Here is a 16,295-nt window from a genome sequence, read left to right as displayed (position 1 = left end):
CTTGTCTCTCTGTGGGCATGTCGACAAAACGCTGAAGTGACCTCACTGGTCGCGGTATACCAGTGTGCGCGGGGTGCGGGTGGTGCGACGATGATATTTATGGGGGACAGGGCAACTCTGTTGGAGACAGGGCGGTTTGCACGACGCCGCGTTCATCGGCCGGATAGCGTGGTGAATGCGGCTTTTGGTATTGCCACCACGGAGAACAGCGAGACCACCGAGACCACTGGGACTGCAGAGACTGCGGGGTGTGCCGCGACCTTCGAAAGCACGGAGACAGAGAACGCAGCGGGTACGGAGAGCACGGGAGGCCCGGCCGCCGCGGAGAGTGCTGGGGCCCGCGGGACTCCCGGGCTTGTCGAGGACACCGGGACCCAGGAGGGTCGTGAGGACTCCGGGGCGGGGGAGGGCCCCGGAGCCGCCGGAAGCCAGGAGGGCTTCGAGGCCGCCGGGGACGTCTCCGGGGACCCGGTGGACCAGGACCCGGCGGAGACCCCGGGGAGCGACGAGCACGAGGCGCGCCACCGCCGCGCCGCCGACGCCGGTGACACCACCTCCATGAGCACCCTCGGCGCGCTGCTGCTGCGGCGCGGCGACCTGGACGGGGCCGAGCCCTATCTGCGTGCCGCCACGGCCGACGGCGACCGGGCCGCCGCCAACAACCTGGGCGTCCTCCTGCATCAGCGCGGGTACACCGACGAGGCCGCCGGTTGGTGGCGCGTCGCGGCCGTCGCCGGGTCCGCCGCCGCCGCGCACGCCCTCGGCCGGTACTACCGCGAGCGCGGGGACGAGCCGGGTGCCGAGTACTGGCTGCGGCAGTCCGCCGAGCAGGGCCACGCGCTGGGCGCGTACGCCCTCGCCGACCTGCTGGAGCACCGTGGCGACGTGGGAGCCGAGCGCTGGCTGCGCGCCGCCGCCGAACAGGGGCACCGGGAGGCTGCGTACCGCCTGGCGCGGATGCTGGACCCCGAGGCCGACGACGATCCGTACGACCGGTTCGGCCACCAGGGCCCGCGCCACGCCACCTCCGTGCGCCCGGGAGCCACGGGCGGCTTCGCGGTGCGCAAGGGCGGCGGTCCGGCGGGTCGCACGGCCGGCCGGGCGGGCGAGGCGGAGCAGTGGTACCGGCAGGCCGCCGCGCGCGGCCACCAGCGCGCCGCGCTGCGCCTCGGTGCCCTCCTGGAACAGCGCGGCGAGCCCAAGGAGGCGGGCCGCTGGTACCTGATCTCGGCGAAGGCCGGCGAGCCGCGCGCCGCCTGCGCCCTCGGCTTCCTGCTGCGCGACGCGGGGGACGTGGAGAGCGCCGCCGTGTGGTGGCTGCGCGCCGCCCAGGACGGCGACGGGAACGCCGCCAACGCCCTGGGGGCCCTGCACGCCGCCCGGGGTGAGCAGCAGACCGCCGAGCGCTGGTACCGGGCCGCCATGACCGCGGGGGACGTCAACGGCGCCTACAACCTGGGGCTGCTCTGCGCCGCCCAGGACCGTACGGCACAGGCCGAGCAGTGGTACCGGCGCGCCGCGTACGCGGGCCACCGCGAGGCCGCCAACGCGCTGGCCGTGCTCCTCCTCCAGGCGGGCGACACGACCGGCGCCGAGCCCTGGTTCTCCAAGGCCGCCGAGGCGGGCAGCGTCGACGCGGCCTTCAACCTCGGCATCCTGTACTCCGGGCGCGGCGAGGAGCGTACGGCACTGGTCTGCTACGAGCGCGCCGCGGCGGCCGGTCATACGGAGGCCGCGCTCCAGGTCGGCATGGCCCTGCTGCAGCGGGGCGAGGAGCAGGAGGCCGAACGCCATCTGCGCTGCGCCGCCGGGGGCGGCAGTGCGGAGGCCGCCTTCCGGCTGGCCGGGGTGCTGGACTCGCGGCGGCCGCCCGGCCCGCCCGCGCTCGGGGAGCCGATTCCGGTGAAGACCGAGTGCGAGGAGTGGTACGAGCGGGCCGCCGAGCAGGGGCACCGCCGGGCCCAGGTACGGGTCGGGATGCTCGCGGCGGCTCGCGGCGACGTGGACAGCGCGGCCCGCTGGTACCGAGAGGCCGCCGAGGCGGGCAGCCGCAACGGGGCCTTCAACCTCGGGCTGTTGCTCGCCCGGGAGGGCAGTGAGCGGGAGGCCGCGCTGTGGTGGACCCGGGCCGCGAACGACGGGCACGGGCGGGCGGCTCTGCGGCTCGCCCTGCTGTCCGCGCGCCGGGGCGAACTCACGGAGGGGCAGCGCTGGTGCGCGCGGGCGGTCGAGCTGGGGCCGGCCGAGGTCGCCGAGCGGGCCGCCCGCCTGCGGGAGGCGCTGCACCAGGAGCTCACCGCGTGAGGCGGTGGCCCGGCACCCGGGGAGCCGGGGCCGGGCACCGACGGGCCCCGGGGCCGTGCTGCCGCCCGCGCATCCGGTGAGCCGAATCTGATTTGCGCAGGTCCTGAGCGGTGACGTACTGTTGTACGCACAACGACGCGGGGTGGAGCAGCTCGGTAGCTCGCTGGGCTCATAACCCAGAGGTCGCAGGTTCAAATCCTGTCCCCGCTACTGCAGACGGAAAGCCGGATCCTTCAAGGGATCCGGCTTCCCGCATTTCCGGCTGCCCTTCCCGGTGGACCGGTTCCCCCATGAGCCGTGCCCTGCCGGGCCGACGTGCGCCCCGGCGCATCGCACGGAGGGCCCCGGCGCACACGGGAGCATGTGCGCCGGGGCCCTCCAGAAGAGCCGGGGTCCCGCGGGGAAACGAGGTCCTGCGGGGAAGCGGGATTCAGCCGCCGGCCGCGCAGCCCGGGCAGATGCCGCGGTACGTCACCTCGACATCGGACACCGTGAAGCCGAACCGCTCGTCCGCCGGCAGGTCCGCCAACGGGTCGCCCGCCGGGTGCACGTCGCGGATGGTGCCGCAGTTCGCGCAGACCAGGTGGTGGTGGGGGCGATGCGCGTTCGGGTCGTAGCGCTTGGCGCGGCGGTCGGTGGAGACCTCGATGACCTCGCCGAGCGCAACCATCTCACCCAGGGTGTTGTAGACGGTGGCGCGGGAGATCTCGGGCAGCTTCGCGACAGCTCGCGCGTGGACCTCGTCGGCCGTCAGGTGCACATGGTTTCCGTCGAGGACCTCGGCCACGACGCGCCGCTGGGCGGTCATGCGCCAGCCGCGTCCGCGAAGTCGTTCCAACAGGTCACTCATAAGCACAAGCCTAACAGTGGGGGGACCAGGTCCCGAACGAGTGTGAGTTTGGATGTTCCCTTGACTTGGACTAAGTCCATTGTAGGATCGGCTTTGGCATACGCCAAGGGACAGGCTGTGCACGACATGACGAATGTGCAGGAACGACGCAGGAGGCGCACGTGACGCAGGGACCGCTCACCACGGAGGCCGGGGCGCCGGTCGCCGACAACCAGAACAGCCAGACCGCAGGCGTCGGTGGGCCGGTGCTGGTCCAGGACCAGTCGTTGCTGGAGAAGCTCGCGCACTTCAACCGTGAGCGCATTCCGGAGCGCATCGTGCACGCCCGCGGCGCCGGCGCGTACGGCACGTTCACGGTGACCCGCGACGTCACGCAGTGGACGCGGGCGAAGTTCCTCTCCGAGGTCGGCAAGCAGACGGAGACGTTCCTACGCTTCTCGACCGTCGCGGGCAACCTCGGGGCGGCCGACGCGGTGCGCGACCCCCGCGGCTTCGCGCTGAAGTTCTACACCGAGGACGGCAACTACGACCTCGTCGGCAACAACACCCCGGTGTTCTTCATCAAGGACGCCATCAAGTTCCCCGACTTCATCCACACCCAGAAGCGCGACCCGTACACGGGCTCGCAGGAGGCGGACAACGTCTGGGACTTCTGGGGTCTGTCGCCCGAGTCGACCCACCAGGTGACCTGGCTCTTCGGCGACCGCGGCATCCCGGCCTCGTACCGCCACATGAACGGCTACGGCTCGCACACCTACCAGTGGAGCAACGAGGCGGGCGAGGTCTTCTGGGTGAAGTACCACTTCAAGACCGACCAGGGCATCAAGAGCCTCACCCAGGCCGAGGCCAACAAGCTCGCCGGTGAGGACCCCGACAGCCACCAGCGCGACCTGCGCGAGGCGATCGAGCGCGGTGACTTCCCGTCCTGGACGGTGCAGGTCCAGATCATGCCGGCGGCCGAGGCGGCCACGTACCGCTTCAACCCGTTCGACCTCACCAAGGTGTGGCCGCACGAGGACTACCCGCCGATCGAGATCGGGAAGCTGGAGCTCAACCGCAACCCGGAGAACATCTTCGCCGAGGTCGAGCAGTCGATCTTCAGCCCCGCGCACTTCGTGCCGGGCATCGGTCCCTCCCCGGACAAGATGCTCCAGGGCCGGCTCTTCGCCTACGGCGACGCGCACCGCTACCGCGTCGGCATCAACGCCGACCACCTGCCGGTGAACCGTCCGCACGCCGCCGAGGCGCGCACCTACAGCCGCGACGGCTTCCTGTACGACGGCCGTCACAAGGGTGCGAAGAACTACGAGCCGAACAGCTTCGGCGGACCGGCCCAGACCGACCGGCCGCTGTGGGAGTCCACGCCGGTCACGGGCGAGATCGGTACGCACGTGGCCCCGAGCCACGCCGAGGACGACGACTTCGTCCAGGCCGGGAACCTCTACCGGCTGCTCTCGGAGGACGAGAAGGGCCGGCTGGTCGACAACCTCGCCGGGTTCATCGCCAAGGTGTCGCGCGACGACATCGCCGAGCGGGCGATCAACAACTTCCGCCAGGCGGACGGCGACTTCGGCAAGCGTCTGGAGGCCGCGGTCCAGGCCCTGCGCGGCTGATCCGGGCGTCCGCCGTCGACGGTGGGCCGGGTTCCTCCTCGGAGGGGCCCGGCCCACCGGTCGTCGGAGGGGGCGGTACGGCGCTCTTCGGGGCCGGTCCGCCGGTCGTCCTGGGGGCCGACCGGCGGGTCCTCGCGGTCCTCGTTGGTCCGTGCGGGTCGGTGCACGGGTCCGTGAGGGTCCGCTGGACGGCCCCCAGGGGGTCAGCCAGCGAGTTTCACGCGCTGACGGCGTCTGGTGGGCGTCCAGCAGCGCAGGATGTCGCGGACCGAGACGATGCCGACCGGGCCGTGGTCGTCGAGCACGATCAGATGACGGAACCCGCCGTGCGTCATGGCCTCGGCGGCCTCCTCCAGGGTCCAGGTGGGGGCCGCGAAGACCACGTCGGTGGTGGTGTGGGCGGCGGCGGTCTCGACGTCGGGATTCCGTCCCGAGCCGACCGCGTCGAGGATGTCGCGCTCGGTGAGGATGCCGAGCCCGCTGTTGTCCTGGTCGAGGACGACAGCCGCCCCGATGCGGCGGACCGACATCAGCCGGGCGGCCTGGCGGAGCGTATGGGTCGGTCCGATGGTGAGGACCAGGGTGCTCATTGCGTCACGGACGAGCATGAGGGGAGTCACCTCCTTCGTGAAACGACCACGCGAGTCGGTTCACAAGTTCACAAGCTGGGTGGACTCTCAGGCTCGCATCGATGCGGGACCGCAACAAGGGGGGAATGGGGCCGTCCGAGGGGCGCGCGGTGGTGCGCGACGCCCCTCGGGGGGCGCGGCCGGGGTCAGGGGCGCTGGTTGCCGGGGTTCAGGAGCGTCGGCCGAGGTAGCCGAGCAGCTCGTCGTGGAGCAGCCCGTTCGAGGCCGCCGCGTTGCCGCCGCCGGGGCCGGACACCCCGTCGAGGCTGGTGAACGTGCCGCCCGCCTCCTGGACGACGATCGCGTTCGCGGCCATGTCCCAGAGCGAGAGCTCCGGCTCCGCGCAGATGTCGACCGCACCCTCGGCGACCATCATGTACGGCCAGAAGTCCCCGTATCCGCGGGTGCGCCAGCAGGCCCTGGTCAGGTCCAGGAAGCCGTCGAGCCGGCCCCGCTCCTCCCAGCCGTCCAGCGAGGCGTACGCGAACGAGGCGTCCGCGATCCGCTCCACCTTCGACACCTGGAGGCGGGTCGCGGAACTCAGGCTGCGCCCGGTGTACGCCCCGGCGCCCTTCGCCGCCCACCAGCGCCGGTTCAGCGCGGGCGCGGAGACCACGCCGACCACCGGCTGGAAGTCCCCGGCGTCGTCGGCCTCCATCAGACAGATCAGCGTCGCCCACACCGGCACACCGCGCACGTAGTTCTTCGTGCCGTCGATCGGGTCGACGACCCAGCGCCGCGGCCCGGTCCCCTCGACCCCGAACTCCTCGCCGAGGATCGCGTCGCGCGGGCGCGCCCGGTGGAGGTGACCGCGGATCAGCTCCTCGGCGGCCTTGTCGGCCTCGCTCACGGGCGTCATGTCCGGCTTGGTCTCGACCTTGAGGTCCAGGGCCTTGAACCGGTCCATGGTCGCGGCGTCGGCGGCGTCCGCAAGCACATGGGCGAGCCGCAGGTCATCGTGGTAATCGGGCATGTCGTCACAGTATCGACCGCGGGTGAACGGAGCCACACGACCGCGTGGCCGCCCGCATCGTGGACGGTTCCCGGGGCGCGTCGGCGGCCCGGGTGCGCCCCGGGGCGGGGCGGATCAGTGGGACGAGCCGGAGAGCTGGAGTCCGATGACCCCGATGATCACCAGCGAGATCGAGACCAGCTTGAGGGTGGAGACCACGTCGTCGAGGAAGACCATGCCGTAGATCGCGGTGCCCGCAGCCCCGATGCCGGTCCACACGGCGTACGCGGGGCCCACGTCGAGCTTCTTCAGCGACAACGTCAGCAGCCCGAAGCTGCCGAGGGCGAAGGCGGCGAACGCGATGGTCGGCCAGAGCCGGGTGAAACCGTGCGACAGCTTCAGGCAGACGGCGAAGCCGGTCTCCAGAAGTCCCGCGACCACGACCAGCAGCCACGCCATCGTCAGTGCCCTCCCACGTCGGTGACCGGCTTGCCACTTGAGTGTGATTATGCACTTACCGGTCTCGGTAGATCGCAAACGTACCGGAGCGATCACAAACGTGCCGGGCCGGTCGTGCACCCGCTCGGTCGGTCGTCACCACCCCCGGCAGGTCGTGCACGCGTCCGGCCGGTCGCGAAGGCCGCGGGCCACCGCGCGGACCGGCGCCGATCAGTCGCCCTCGCGCCGCTCCCGGGTGGACAGCAGCCGCCGCAGCGAGTCCAGGCGCGCCGGGTCCGCGTGCCCGTCCGCCACCCAGGCGTCCAGGGCGCATTCCGGCTGGTTGCCGTCGTGGGTGCAGCCGCGGGGGCAGTCCTCGGTGCCGGGTTCCAGGTCGGGGAACGCGTGGATCACCCGGGACGGGTCGATGTGGTTGAGCCCGAAGGACCGCACGCCAGGGGTGTCGATCACCCAGCCCCGGCGGCCGGACAGCGGCAGCGCCAGCGCGGACGTGGTGGTGTGCCGGCCGCGGCCGGTGACCGCGTTGACGACCCCGGTGGTACGTCGGCGGTCCGCCGGCACGAGCGCGTTGACCAGCGTCGTCTTCCCGACACCGGAGTGCCCGACGAAGGCGGTGATCCGGTCGGCCAGCTGCTCGCGCACCCGCTCGGCGGCCTCGCCGTTCTCCAGCTCCTCGCGGCTGGTGACGACGAACGGGACACCCAGCGGTGTGTACGCCTCCAACAGCTTGTCGGGCGGGGCGAGATCGGACTTGGTGAGCACGAGGAGCGGGGACAGCCCGCCGTCGTACGCGGCGACCAGACAGCGGTCGATCATGCGCGGACGGGGTTCCGGATCGGCCAGCGCCGTGACGATCGCCAACTGGTCCGCGTTGGCGACGACCACCCGCTCGAAGGGGTCGTCGTCGTCCGCGGTGCGGCGCAGCACCGAGCGGCGCTCACCGATGCGGACGATGCGGGCGAGCGTGTCCTTGTCGCCGGACAGGTCGCCGACGAGGGAGACCCGGTCACCGACCACGGCCGCCTTCCGGCCCAGCTCACGGGCCTTCATCGCGACGACCGTACGGCCGTCGACGAGGCAGGTGAGGCGGCCCCGGTCGACGGTGAGGACCATGCCCTCCTCGGCGTCCTCGTGCTTGGGGCGGATGCTGGTACGGGGCCGGTTGCCCTTGCGGTTGGGGCGGATCCGGACGTCGTCCTCGTCGGGGTTCTTGCCGTAGCGGCGCATGTCTCAGGCCCCGAGCATTCCGGTCCACATCTGCGGGAAGTCCGGCAGGGTCTTGGCGGTCGTCGCCACGTTCTCGATCTCCACTCCGGGGACGGCGAGGCCGATGATCGCGCCCGCCGTCGCCATCCGGTGGTCGTCGTACGTGTGGAAGACGCCGCCACGCAGCGGGCGCGGGCGGATGTGGAGCCCGTCGGCGGTCTCGGTGACGTCGCCGCCGAGTTCGTTGATCTCCTTGGTGAGCGCGGCCAGCCGGTCCGTCTCGTGCAGCCGCAGGTGGGCGACTCCGCTCAGCGTGGACGGGCCGTCGGCCAGGGCGGCGACCGCCGCGATGCCCGGGGTGAGCTCCCCGACCTCGCCGAGGTCGACGTCGATGCCGTGGACACGGCCCGAGCCGGTGAACGTGAGGCCGCGCTCGGTCAGCTCGCAGCTGCCGCCCATCGCGGTGAAGATCTCGCGCAGCGCGTCGCCCGGCTGCGTGGTGTGCTCGGGCCAGTCGGGGATGGTGACCCGGCCGCCGGTGACCAGCGCGGCGGCGAGGAACGGCTGCGCGTTGGAGAGGTCGGGCTCGATGGTCAGGTCGCGGCCGAGCAGCGCGGAGTGGGAGACCCGCCAGACGTTCGGCTCGCCGCCCGTCTCCGGCTCGTCGACTTGGGCGCCGACGGCCCGCAGCATGTCGACGGTCATCCGGATGTGCGGCATGGAGGGGAGACGGGCGCCGGTGTGGCGCACCTCCACCCCCTGGTTGAAGCGCGGCGCCGACAGCAGCAGCGCCGAGACGAACTGGGAGGATGAGGAGGCGTCGATCTCCACCGCCCCGCCGTCCAGCGCCCCGCCGCCGTGCACGGTCATCGGCAGCGAGCCGCGCCCGTCGTCGTCGATCCGGGCGCCGAGCACGCGCAGCGCGTCGATCACACCGTTCAGCGGGCGCTCGTAGGAGCGGGGGTCGCCGTCGAAGCGGATCGGGCCGTCGGCCAGGGCCGCGACCGGCGGCAGGAAGCGCATGACCGTACCGGCGTTGCCGACGTCGACCGTGGCGGGGCCGTGCAGCCCGGCCGGGATGACCCGCCACGCCTCGCCGGAGGCGTCCGGGGTGCCCGGGGCGGAGGAGCTCGACGAGACCGTCTCCTCGATGCCGACGCCCATGGCGCGCAGTGCCTCGGCCATCAGCAGGGTGTCGCGGGAGCGCAGCGGGCGGCGCAGCCAGCCCGGCTCGGCGGCGAGAGAGGCCAGGACGAGCGCGCGATTGGTGACCGATTTCGAACCGGGCACGGTGACGGTCGCGTCGACGGCTCCGCTCGCATGCGGGGCGGGCCAGAGGTCGGGGTGCACGGGGGTTTCGGTCATGAACCTCACTTTAGTGGTTCACCGCAAACCGGAATCTCGATCAAACGGTCCGAAACCGGCGCGCAATCAAACCGTGGTGGACGGCAACCGGGCGCCAACCCGGCACGATCGCGTCGTGCCGGGTGCCGCCGGGCGTCAACCGGGCGCCGACGCACACCGCGCCGGGCATCACCCCTTCGTGCGGATGCCGCCACGCACCGGTCGGGTGCCGTCCTCGCGCGCCGGCTCACAGTCCGAGCAGCCGACGGCCCCCGCCGATCAGCGAGCAGAGCGACACCGCGTGGAACAGGAACAGCCAGAGCGCGGCCGGCACGTCCGTCAGCCGCGACAGCTGGTCCGCGTCCGAGTCGGGCGCACCGCCGTACCGCCGCTTCGCCTGGAGCTCGAAGGCCGGGCGCACCCCGCCGAGCAGCAGGAACCAGACCGCGCCGTACGCGAACAGCGACTGCACGGCGGGCGGGGCCAGCCAGGAGACCAGCAGGAACGCCGCCCCCGTGGAGATCACGGCCAGCGCCCCGTACACGTTGCGGATCATCACCAGCATCGCCGCGAGCAGCGCGGTGGTCAGCCACAGCAGCAGCGTGATCCGGCCGTCGGCCAGCAGCCAGGCCCCGCCGAGGCCCAGCAGCGGCGGGGCGGTGTACCCGGCCACGGCCGTCAGGATCATCCCCATGCCGGTCGGTCTGCCGCGGCTGACCGTCAGTCCGCTGGTGTCCGAGTGCAGCCGTATCCCGGACAGCTGCCGTCCGGTGAGCAGCGCCACCAGCCCGTGCCCGCCCTCGTGCGCGATCGTGATCGCGTTGCGGCTCAGCCGCCAGAGCGGATTCGGTACGACGGCGATCAGCGCGAGCGTCCCGGTCACCACCACGAGCCACTGTTCGGGCACGGGCTGGGTGCCGAGGAGGCGGTCCCACAGGTTTCCCGGATCGGTGCTGTCCATGGTGAGGGCGGCTCCTCCTGGTAGCGGCTTGCGGTATCGGCGTCCTGTCGCCGGGACGGTCGTGGCAGTCTGGCACTCATGTGCGGACGGTATGCGGCGAGCCGGCGGCCCGAGGATCTGGCCGGACTCTTCCACGTCGAGAAGTGGGAACCGGAGGAGACCCTGGTGCCCGACTGGAACGTGGCGCCGACCAAGGAGGTCCACGTCATATTGGAGCGTCCTCTCAAAGACGCCGCCGACCGGCGTCCGGTTCGCCAGTTGCGGGCTTTGAAGTGGGGACTCGTGCCGTCGTGGGCGAAGTCCCCCGAGGGGGCGGCGCGCATGATCAACGCCCGGGCGGAGACCGTCCACGAGAAGCCGTCCTTCCGCCGCCCCTTCGTCTCCCGGCGCTGCATCCTGCCCGCCGACGGCTATTACGAATGGGTCACCGGCTCGGAGGAGCGGCAGCTGGAGGAGAAGGGGAGGAAGAAGCGGCCGCGCAAGCAGCCCTACTTCGTGACGCCCGCCGACGGATCGGTCTTCGCGATGGCCGGGCTGTACGAGTTCTGGCGCGACCGGACCCTGCCGGACGATCACCCGATGGCCTGGTGGGCGACCTGCACGGTGATCACGACCGAGGCGGAGACCGCACCGCTCGCCGTCGCCCCCGCGGAGGGTCCGGCCACACTCGCCGAGATCCACCCCCGGATGCCGCTGATGCTGACGCCGGACCGCTGGGACGCCTGGCTCGACCCGTCGCTCACGGACGTCGAGGAGCTGCGGGCGCTGCTGGCGCCGCCGCCGGGCGGGCTGATGCGCGCCTATCCGGTGGCCACGGCCGTCAGCAACGTGCGCAACAACGGTCCCGAGCTGCTGGCGGAGCTGGCCGGTCCGGAGTTGGGCACGCTCTTCTGAGGCCCCCTTCCGGGGCGCTCCCTGCGGGGCCGCCTTCCGAGAGATGACGCTTCGCGTTCCGGTGTGTTCGTTCCGGGAACGACGCCCCGCCCGGACGGGGCAGGATGGGAACCGTGAGTGCCACGGAGACGGAACGCAGGGTCGAGACGGTCGACACGGACGCCGGGCCGGCCCGGATCACCTGGCTGACCGCGCGCGAGCCCCGGCTGGTGCTCGCCGTCGGCCACGGGGCGGGCGGCGGCATCGAGAGCCGTGACCTGCGGGCCCTGGGCGCCGCGCTCCCGGCGCACGGGGTGACCGTCGCGCTCGTGGAACAGCCCTGGCGAGTCGCCGGGAAGAAGGTCGCGCCCGCCCCCAGGACCCTGGACACCGGATGGCGGGGCGTGTGGCCGGCGCTCACCGCGCCCGGCCTGCCCGTCGTCGCGGGCGGTCGCAGCGCCGGGGCCCGGGTCGCCTGCCGGACGGCGACGGAACTCGGCGCCCGTGCCGTCCTCGCGCTCGCCTTCCCCCTCCACCCACCGGGGAAGCCGGAGAAGTCCCGCGCGGACGAACTCCTCGGGGCCGGTGTGTCCACGCTCGTCGTGCAGGGCGGCAACGACCCGTTCGGTCGGCCCGCCGAGTTCCCGCCGGGGGAGTACGGGATCACCGAGGTGCCGTACGGCGACCACGGGTTCGCCGTACCGAAGAAGTCCGGCCTGACCGAGGACCGGGCGATGGAGATCCTGACCGACGCCGTGACCGCCTGGCTGACCCGCCTCGTATGACATTCATCCCAATCCGGACTTCTCGAGGTGGAGGGCCGGCCTCGCGCGCGGGCATGCGTCCCGGCCCCGGGAGAACCCGGGAATGTTGAGCCAGGGGCGGCTGTTGTCGGTGACATCGGTACATCAACGTCGTTTGTGGAGAGGGAGTCCGTCGCATGGGTTCGACCATCTGCCCACGTCGCTCGAACGCCGCTGACCTGGAGTGGACGGTTCTGCACGCGGCGAGGACCGCACCGGAACGCCCGCTGAGCGGCTCGGAACGACAGCCCGTCCCCGGGCAGGGTCGACTATTCTCCGATTCGAGCGGGTCCGGTTTCGGCTCCGCCCCAGCGTTGGAGGAGGTGGGTCCGGTCACTGGGACCGACACAGGTACCGACAACGGCCGCGCGCCGGAGACGGCCGCCGAGCGCAACGCGCGCTTCGAGCGGGACGCTCTCGGTTACCTCGACCAGATGTACTCGGCCGCGCTGCGCATGACGCGCAACCCCGCGGACGCCGAGGACCTGGTCCAGGAGACGTACGCCAAGGCGTACGGATCCTTCCACCAGTTCCGTGAGGGCACCAACCTCAAGGCGTGGATGTACCGCATCCTCACCAACACGTTCATCAACTCGTACCGCAAGAAGCAGCGCGAACCCCAGCGCAGCGCCGCCGAGGAGATCGAGGACTGGCAGCTGGCGCGCGCCGAGTCGCACATGTCGACGGGGCTGCGCTCCGCGGAGTCGCAGGCGCTCGACCACCTGCCGGACTCCGACGTGAAGGCCGCCCTCCAGGCGATCCCCGAAGAGTTCCGCATCGCCGTGTATCTCGCCGATGTCGAGGGCTTTGCCTACAAGGAGATCGCGGACATCATGGGGACTCCCATCGGTACGGTGATGTCCCGACTGCACCGGGGCCGCCGCCAGTTGCGCGGCATGCTGGAGGACTACGCCCGGGAGCGCGGGCTCGTCCCGGCCGGTGCCGGAGGGTCGGACGATCGGAAAGGCTCGGGCTCATGAGCTGCGGAGAGCCGCATGAGACGGACTGCTCAGAGGTCCTCGATCATCTCTACGAGTTCCTCGATCACGAGATGCCCGACAGCGACTGCACCAAGTTCGAGGTCCACTTCGAGGAGTGCTCCCCGTGCCTGGAGAAGTACGGCCTGGAGCAGGCGGTGAAGAAGCTGGTGAAGCGCTGCTGCGGCCAGGACGACGTACCGAGCGACCTGCGGTCCAAGGTGATGGGCCGGATCGAGCTGATCCGCTCGGGCCAGGTCGTCCCGGAGCAGGACGTGACGTCCCCGGGGACCGACCGGCCGACCGCCGCCAAGGAGTGACGTCCGGCCGCTTCCCGGCCCGAACGATCGTCGGCCCGAACAGCATCACCCGAATGCGCTAATCGGCTTTATTGCCGCTCGGCAGGACGCGCGACTCGCTAGCGTGACGCCTCCATCGATGGAGCTGAGGGGCGGCGGGGCGGGTGGCAACCACACGCGGGACGACACGCGCCTACATCGGGACGGCCGCGGCCGTCGCCCTGACGTGCGGGCTTCCCGCGTTGCGGCCGGGGGCCGGGACACCGTGGGTCACCCTCGGACTGCTCACCGGCCTCTACCTCGTCTGTGAACTGCCGGGGCGCTGGCCGTTCCTGGGCTCCGTGCCGATCAGCGCCGGATCGTTCTTCCCGCTGCTGCTGGCCGGAGCCTTTCTGCTACCACCCGCCGCGGCGGCCCTGGTCGCCGTCCCCGGCTCGCTGGTCGGCCGGGCGGAGGATCCGCCCGCCACGGCCCGGCGCGTCTGGCGGGCCGCGCAGCTCGCCCTCACGGTCTGGGTGGCCTCGACCGTCCACGCCCTGCTCGGCGGCCGGGCCGCGCTCGGCGGCACCGCTGCCGGCGGCGACCGGCTCCCCGACTTCCCGTACGCCCTGGTGCCGGCCTGCGCCGCCGCCCTGGTCTTCAGCCTCGTGCTGACCGTGCTGGACGGTTCGATCCTGGCCGTGGCCGAACGGGTGCCGGTCCGGCACGCCTGGAGCGGACTGCTGTCCCGCGCGCTGGGGCCGCACCTGGTGCACGGGCTCGCCGGACTGATGATGGCCGTGCTGTGGCGCGGCCCGTACGGACCGCCCTCCGCCCTCATCGTGCTGCTGCCGATGTACATCTCGTGCTGGGTCTTCGCCCAGTCCCACCGTGAGCACGCCGCCCACCGCGCCACCATCCGGGCACTGGTGCAGGCCGTCGACATCAAGGACGCCTACACCCGGGGCCACAGCGAACGGGTGGGCCACGCGTCCGTCCTCATCGCCCGTGAACTGGGCATGGGCCGGGGCCGCCTGGAGGTTCTGCGGTTCGCCGGCATCCTGCACGACGTCGGCAAGCTCGGCGTGCCGACCCGGGTGCTCCGCAAGGACGGACCGCTCACCCCGCAGGAGCGGCGGGTGATCGAACTGCATCCGGAGTACGGGCACGAGATCGTCCGGGGGATCGGCTTCCTGGGCGAGGCGCGGGCCGCGATCCTGCACCACCACGAACGGCTGGACGGCAGCGGATATCCGTACGGTCTCAGCGGGCGGGAGATCCCCGAGTTCGCCCGGGTCGTCGCGGTGGCCGACGCCTTCGACGCGATGACGTCGACCCGGTCCTACCGGCGGGGACGGCCGGTGCACGCGGCGCTCGCGGAACTGAAGCGGTGCGCGGGCACGCAGTTCGACCCGCGGATGGTGCGGGCACTGGCGCGCGCCCTGGACCGGCACGGCTGGCCGGGGACCCCGGCGGTGACGGCGGACGAGACCGTTCCGCGGCCCCGGAGCGCCGGGGCGGAGGCCCCCGGCACGGGCGGCGCCGGAACGCCGCTTCCGCCCTCCCCGAGGGACGGAACGGACGCGCGATACGGGCCGGACGGGCCGCGTGCGCCGGAACGGCCCGGTGCGCCCCACGGGGAGGCACCCGCCGTCCCCGGTCCGCCACGGACCGCGGACCGTACGCGGTGATCCGCGCCCGCGTCCGGCCCGGCGCGGTGCCGCCCGCCGTGCTCGCCGTCCGCGCCGCCGCCGGGCTCCTGGCCCTCGGCGGGCTCGGCCACACGCTCTGGGCCGGAGTCCACGACCCCGGTACCGCCCTCGCCTTCGGGCTGCTGATCGCCGTCGGTGAGCTGGCCCGCTGGGGCGCGCTGCCCGGCGAGCGCGAGCCCGCACCGCTCGGGGCCGCGGGCGCGCTGGCGTACGCCCTCCTCGGCCGGGTCGGCGGCGAACCGGCCGGGCACGACGTCCTCCAGGTGATCGCCGTGCTCCTCGCGGCGCAGCTCGTCGCCTGCGTGCCGCACCTGGCGCGCGGCAGCGCGCCGACGCCCGACCGGGTCGCCCGCCGCGTCCTGACCGTCGCCTTCGCCGCCGTGTGCTTCCAGCCGCTGTACGGCTCGGCGCACACCGTGGGCCGGTTCGGCGAGGGGCCGTACCACGTGCTCCTCCCGCTGCTGCTCCTCGTCCTGACCGGGCTGTGCGACGCCGTGCTCGCCGCCCTGCTGGCGCGCTCGCGGTCCGTCCCGCACGGCCGCCGGGGCGCGGCCGGCGCCCCCGCGCCGTACGGGCCGCTGCTCCGCGACGAGCTTCGGGGGCTCGTCGGCATCGGCTCGGCGGTCTGCGCGACCGGTGTCGTGATGGCCCTCGGGGTCGCGGTCGCCGGGCTGTGGGCGCTGCCCGTGCTGTGCGTGCCGCTGCTGCTGACCCAGGTCGCGTTCCGCAGGTTCGTCGCGGTGCGCACCACCTACCGGCAGACGATCACCTCGCTCGCCCGCTCCACCGAGATCGCCGGACACACCCGGCCGGGGCACGCCCGCAGGGTCGCGGAGCTCTCCGTCGCCGTCGGCCGCGAGCTGGGCCTGTCCGGGAACCGGCTGCTGGTGCTGGAGTACGCGGCCCTGATGCACGACATCGGCCAGCTCTCGCTCGTCGATCCGGTCCCGGACGGGGCCACCGCCACCCTGCCCGCCGCCGAGCAGCGCCGCATCGCGCTGCTCGGCGGGGCGGTCGTCCGGCAGACCGGGGTGGACGGGGAGGTGGCGGTCGTGGTGGAACGGCAGGCCGACCCCTACCGCGAGCAGCCGTTGTCCGCCAGGATCGTCCGGGCGGTCAACGCATACGACGACCTGGCCGGGGAAGGTCTCAGCGGGCCGCTCGGCGCGCTGGAACAACTCAGGCTCGGTACCGGGCACGACTACCAGCCCGAGGTCGTGGAATCGCTGGCCCGTGTTCTGGCCCGGGGCGGTCTGCTTCCCGCCCCGTCCGGGTAACCCATGGGTAATGAGCGGGCGTCCGGCCCGGCATGGTTGGATGCGAAGAGAGAGCGG

At 72.6% G+C, this 16,295-nt stretch carries 15 protein-coding genes and 1 tRNA gene; 9 read left to right on the top strand and 7 right to left on the bottom strand.

Annotated features, from left to right (window positions below; all coding sequences use genetic code 11):
- Nucleotides 1-90: 90 nt before the first annotated feature.
- Entirely contained in the window at nt 91-2,304 is a 2,214-nt protein-coding gene (locus AB0E67_RS02570; protein ID WP_362019901.1) for a tetratricopeptide repeat protein, read from the top strand.
- A gap of 136 nt (nt 2,305-2,440) precedes the next feature.
- A tRNA-Met gene (locus tag AB0E67_RS02565) sits at nt 2,441-2,514 on the top strand.
- Nucleotides 2,515-2,734: 220 nt separating this feature from the next.
- Here AB0E67_RS02565 and AB0E67_RS02560 read toward each other — a convergent pair.
- A complete protein-coding gene (locus AB0E67_RS02560) occupies nt 2,735-3,154 on the bottom strand; it encodes a Fur family transcriptional regulator (RefSeq protein WP_362019898.1) in 420 nt (139 codons plus the stop codon).
- Nucleotides 3,155-3,315: 161 nt separating this feature from the next.
- Between AB0E67_RS02560 and AB0E67_RS02555 the strand changes: the two genes are divergently transcribed.
- Complete coding sequence (locus tag AB0E67_RS02555; protein WP_362019895.1) at nt 3,316-4,767, top strand: catalase; 1,452 nt, start codon at nt 3,316-3,318, stop codon at nt 4,765-4,767.
- Nucleotides 4,768-4,970: 203 nt separating this feature from the next.
- Here AB0E67_RS02555 and AB0E67_RS02550 read toward each other — a convergent pair whose 3' ends face one another.
- The 6 genes from AB0E67_RS02550 to AB0E67_RS02525 all read right to left on the bottom strand — a co-directional run bounded on the left by AB0E67_RS02550 (nt 4,971) and on the right by AB0E67_RS02525 (nt 10,318).
- Complete coding sequence (locus tag AB0E67_RS02550) at nt 4,971-5,375, bottom strand: CBS domain-containing protein (protein ID WP_073781850.1); 405 nt, start codon at nt 5,373-5,375, stop codon at nt 4,971-4,973.
- Nucleotides 5,376-5,565: 190 nt separating this feature from the next.
- Nucleotides 5,566-6,369, bottom strand: coding sequence for a histidinol-phosphatase (gene hisN / locus AB0E67_RS02545; RefSeq protein ID WP_362019892.1), 804 nt, complete (start codon nt 6,367-6,369; stop codon nt 5,566-5,568).
- Nucleotides 6,370-6,483: 114 nt separating this feature from the next.
- The gene (locus AB0E67_RS02540; protein WP_073781852.1) at nt 6,484-6,807 is read right to left on the bottom strand and encodes a multidrug efflux SMR transporter; all 324 of its coding nucleotides are present in this window, start codon (nt 6,805-6,807) and stop codon (nt 6,484-6,486) included.
- Between the two features lie 210 nt (nt 6,808-7,017).
- The gene (rsgA, locus tag AB0E67_RS02535) at nt 7,018-8,034 is read right to left on the bottom strand and encodes a ribosome small subunit-dependent GTPase A (RefSeq protein WP_362019889.1); all 1,017 of its coding nucleotides are present in this window, start codon (nt 8,032-8,034) and stop codon (nt 7,018-7,020) included.
- A 3-nt stretch (nt 8,035-8,037) separates the two neighbouring features.
- Nucleotides 8,038-9,378 (bottom strand): 3-phosphoshikimate 1-carboxyvinyltransferase, encoded by a 1,341-nt coding sequence (gene aroA, locus AB0E67_RS02530; protein WP_362019886.1) that lies wholly within the window; start codon nt 9,376-9,378, stop codon nt 8,038-8,040.
- 226 nt (nt 9,379-9,604) lie between these two features.
- Nucleotides 9,605-10,318 (bottom strand): M50 family metallopeptidase, encoded by a 714-nt coding sequence (locus AB0E67_RS02525; protein WP_362019883.1) that lies wholly within the window; start codon nt 10,316-10,318, stop codon nt 9,605-9,607.
- Nucleotides 10,319-10,396: 78 nt separating this feature from the next.
- On the opposite strand from AB0E67_RS02525, the gene AB0E67_RS02520 reads away from it, so the two are divergent.
- The 6 genes from AB0E67_RS02520 to AB0E67_RS02495 all read left to right on the top strand — a co-directional run bounded on the left by AB0E67_RS02520 (nt 10,397) and on the right by AB0E67_RS02495 (nt 16,238).
- Nucleotides 10,397-11,212 (top strand): SOS response-associated peptidase, encoded by an 816-nt coding sequence (locus AB0E67_RS02520; protein WP_362019880.1) that lies wholly within the window; start codon nt 10,397-10,399, stop codon nt 11,210-11,212.
- 113 nt (nt 11,213-11,325) lie between these two features.
- Nucleotides 11,326-11,976, top strand: a complete 651-nt coding sequence (locus tag AB0E67_RS02515; protein ID WP_362019877.1) for an alpha/beta family hydrolase — start codon at nt 11,326-11,328, stop codon at nt 11,974-11,976.
- 341 nt (nt 11,977-12,317) lie between these two features.
- Entirely contained in the window at nt 12,318-12,974 is a 657-nt protein-coding gene (locus AB0E67_RS02510; protein ID WP_362019875.1) for a sigma-70 family RNA polymerase sigma factor, read from the top strand.
- Entirely contained in the window at nt 12,971-13,291 is a 321-nt protein-coding gene (gene rsrA / locus AB0E67_RS02505; RefSeq protein ID WP_073781858.1) for a mycothiol system anti-sigma-R factor, read from the top strand. The genes AB0E67_RS02510 and rsrA overlap by 4 nt, the downstream gene beginning before the upstream one ends.
- Before the next feature lie 200 nt (nt 13,292-13,491).
- Entirely contained in the window at nt 13,492-14,940 is a 1,449-nt protein-coding gene (locus tag AB0E67_RS02500) for an HD domain-containing phosphohydrolase (protein WP_362021414.1), read from the top strand.
- A complete protein-coding gene (locus AB0E67_RS02495) occupies nt 14,940-16,238 on the top strand; it encodes an HD domain-containing protein (RefSeq protein ID WP_362021411.1) in 1,299 nt (432 codons plus the stop codon). Before AB0E67_RS02500 ends, AB0E67_RS02495 begins: the two co-directional genes overlap by 1 nt.
- The last annotated feature ends 57 nt before the right edge of the window (nt 16,239-16,295 follow it).

It is taken from the genome of Streptomyces sp. NPDC032161, from assembly GCF_040636995.1.
Classification (GTDB): Bacteria; Actinomycetota; Actinomycetes; order Streptomycetales; family Streptomycetaceae; genus Streptomyces.
This window is presented reverse-complemented; position numbering and strand designations above follow the sequence as displayed.

Excerpts from the sequence above, each read along its gene's own strand:
- AB0E67_RS02570 (WP_362019901.1), top strand. The coding sequence starts at position 91 with ATGATATTTATGGGGGACAGGGCAACTCTGTTGGAGACAGGGCGGTTT.
- AB0E67_RS02525 (WP_362019883.1), bottom strand. The coding sequence starts at position 10,318 with ATGGACAGCACCGATCCGGGAAACCTGTGGGACCGCCTCCTCGGCACC.
- AB0E67_RS02550 (WP_073781850.1), bottom strand. The coding sequence starts at position 5,375 with ATGCTCGTCCGTGACGCAATGAGCACCCTGGTCCTCACCATCGGACCG.
- rsgA (WP_362019889.1), bottom strand. The coding sequence starts at position 8,034 with ATGCGCCGCTACGGCAAGAACCCCGACGAGGACGACGTCCGGATCCGC.
- hisN (WP_362019892.1), bottom strand. The coding sequence starts at position 6,369 with ATGCCCGATTACCACGATGACCTGCGGCTCGCCCATGTGCTTGCGGAC.
- AB0E67_RS02520 (WP_362019880.1), top strand. The coding sequence starts at position 10,397 with ATGTGCGGACGGTATGCGGCGAGCCGGCGGCCCGAGGATCTGGCCGGA.
- AB0E67_RS02560 (WP_362019898.1), bottom strand. The coding sequence starts at position 3,154 with ATGAGTGACCTGTTGGAACGACTTCGCGGACGCGGCTGGCGCATGACC.
- AB0E67_RS02540 (WP_073781852.1), bottom strand. The coding sequence starts at position 6,807 with ATGGCGTGGCTGCTGGTCGTGGTCGCGGGACTTCTGGAGACCGGCTTC.
- rsrA (WP_073781858.1), top strand. The coding sequence starts at position 12,971 with ATGAGCTGCGGAGAGCCGCATGAGACGGACTGCTCAGAGGTCCTCGAT.
- aroA (WP_362019886.1), bottom strand. The coding sequence starts at position 9,378 with ATGACCGAAACCCCCGTGCACCCCGACCTCTGGCCCGCCCCGCATGCG.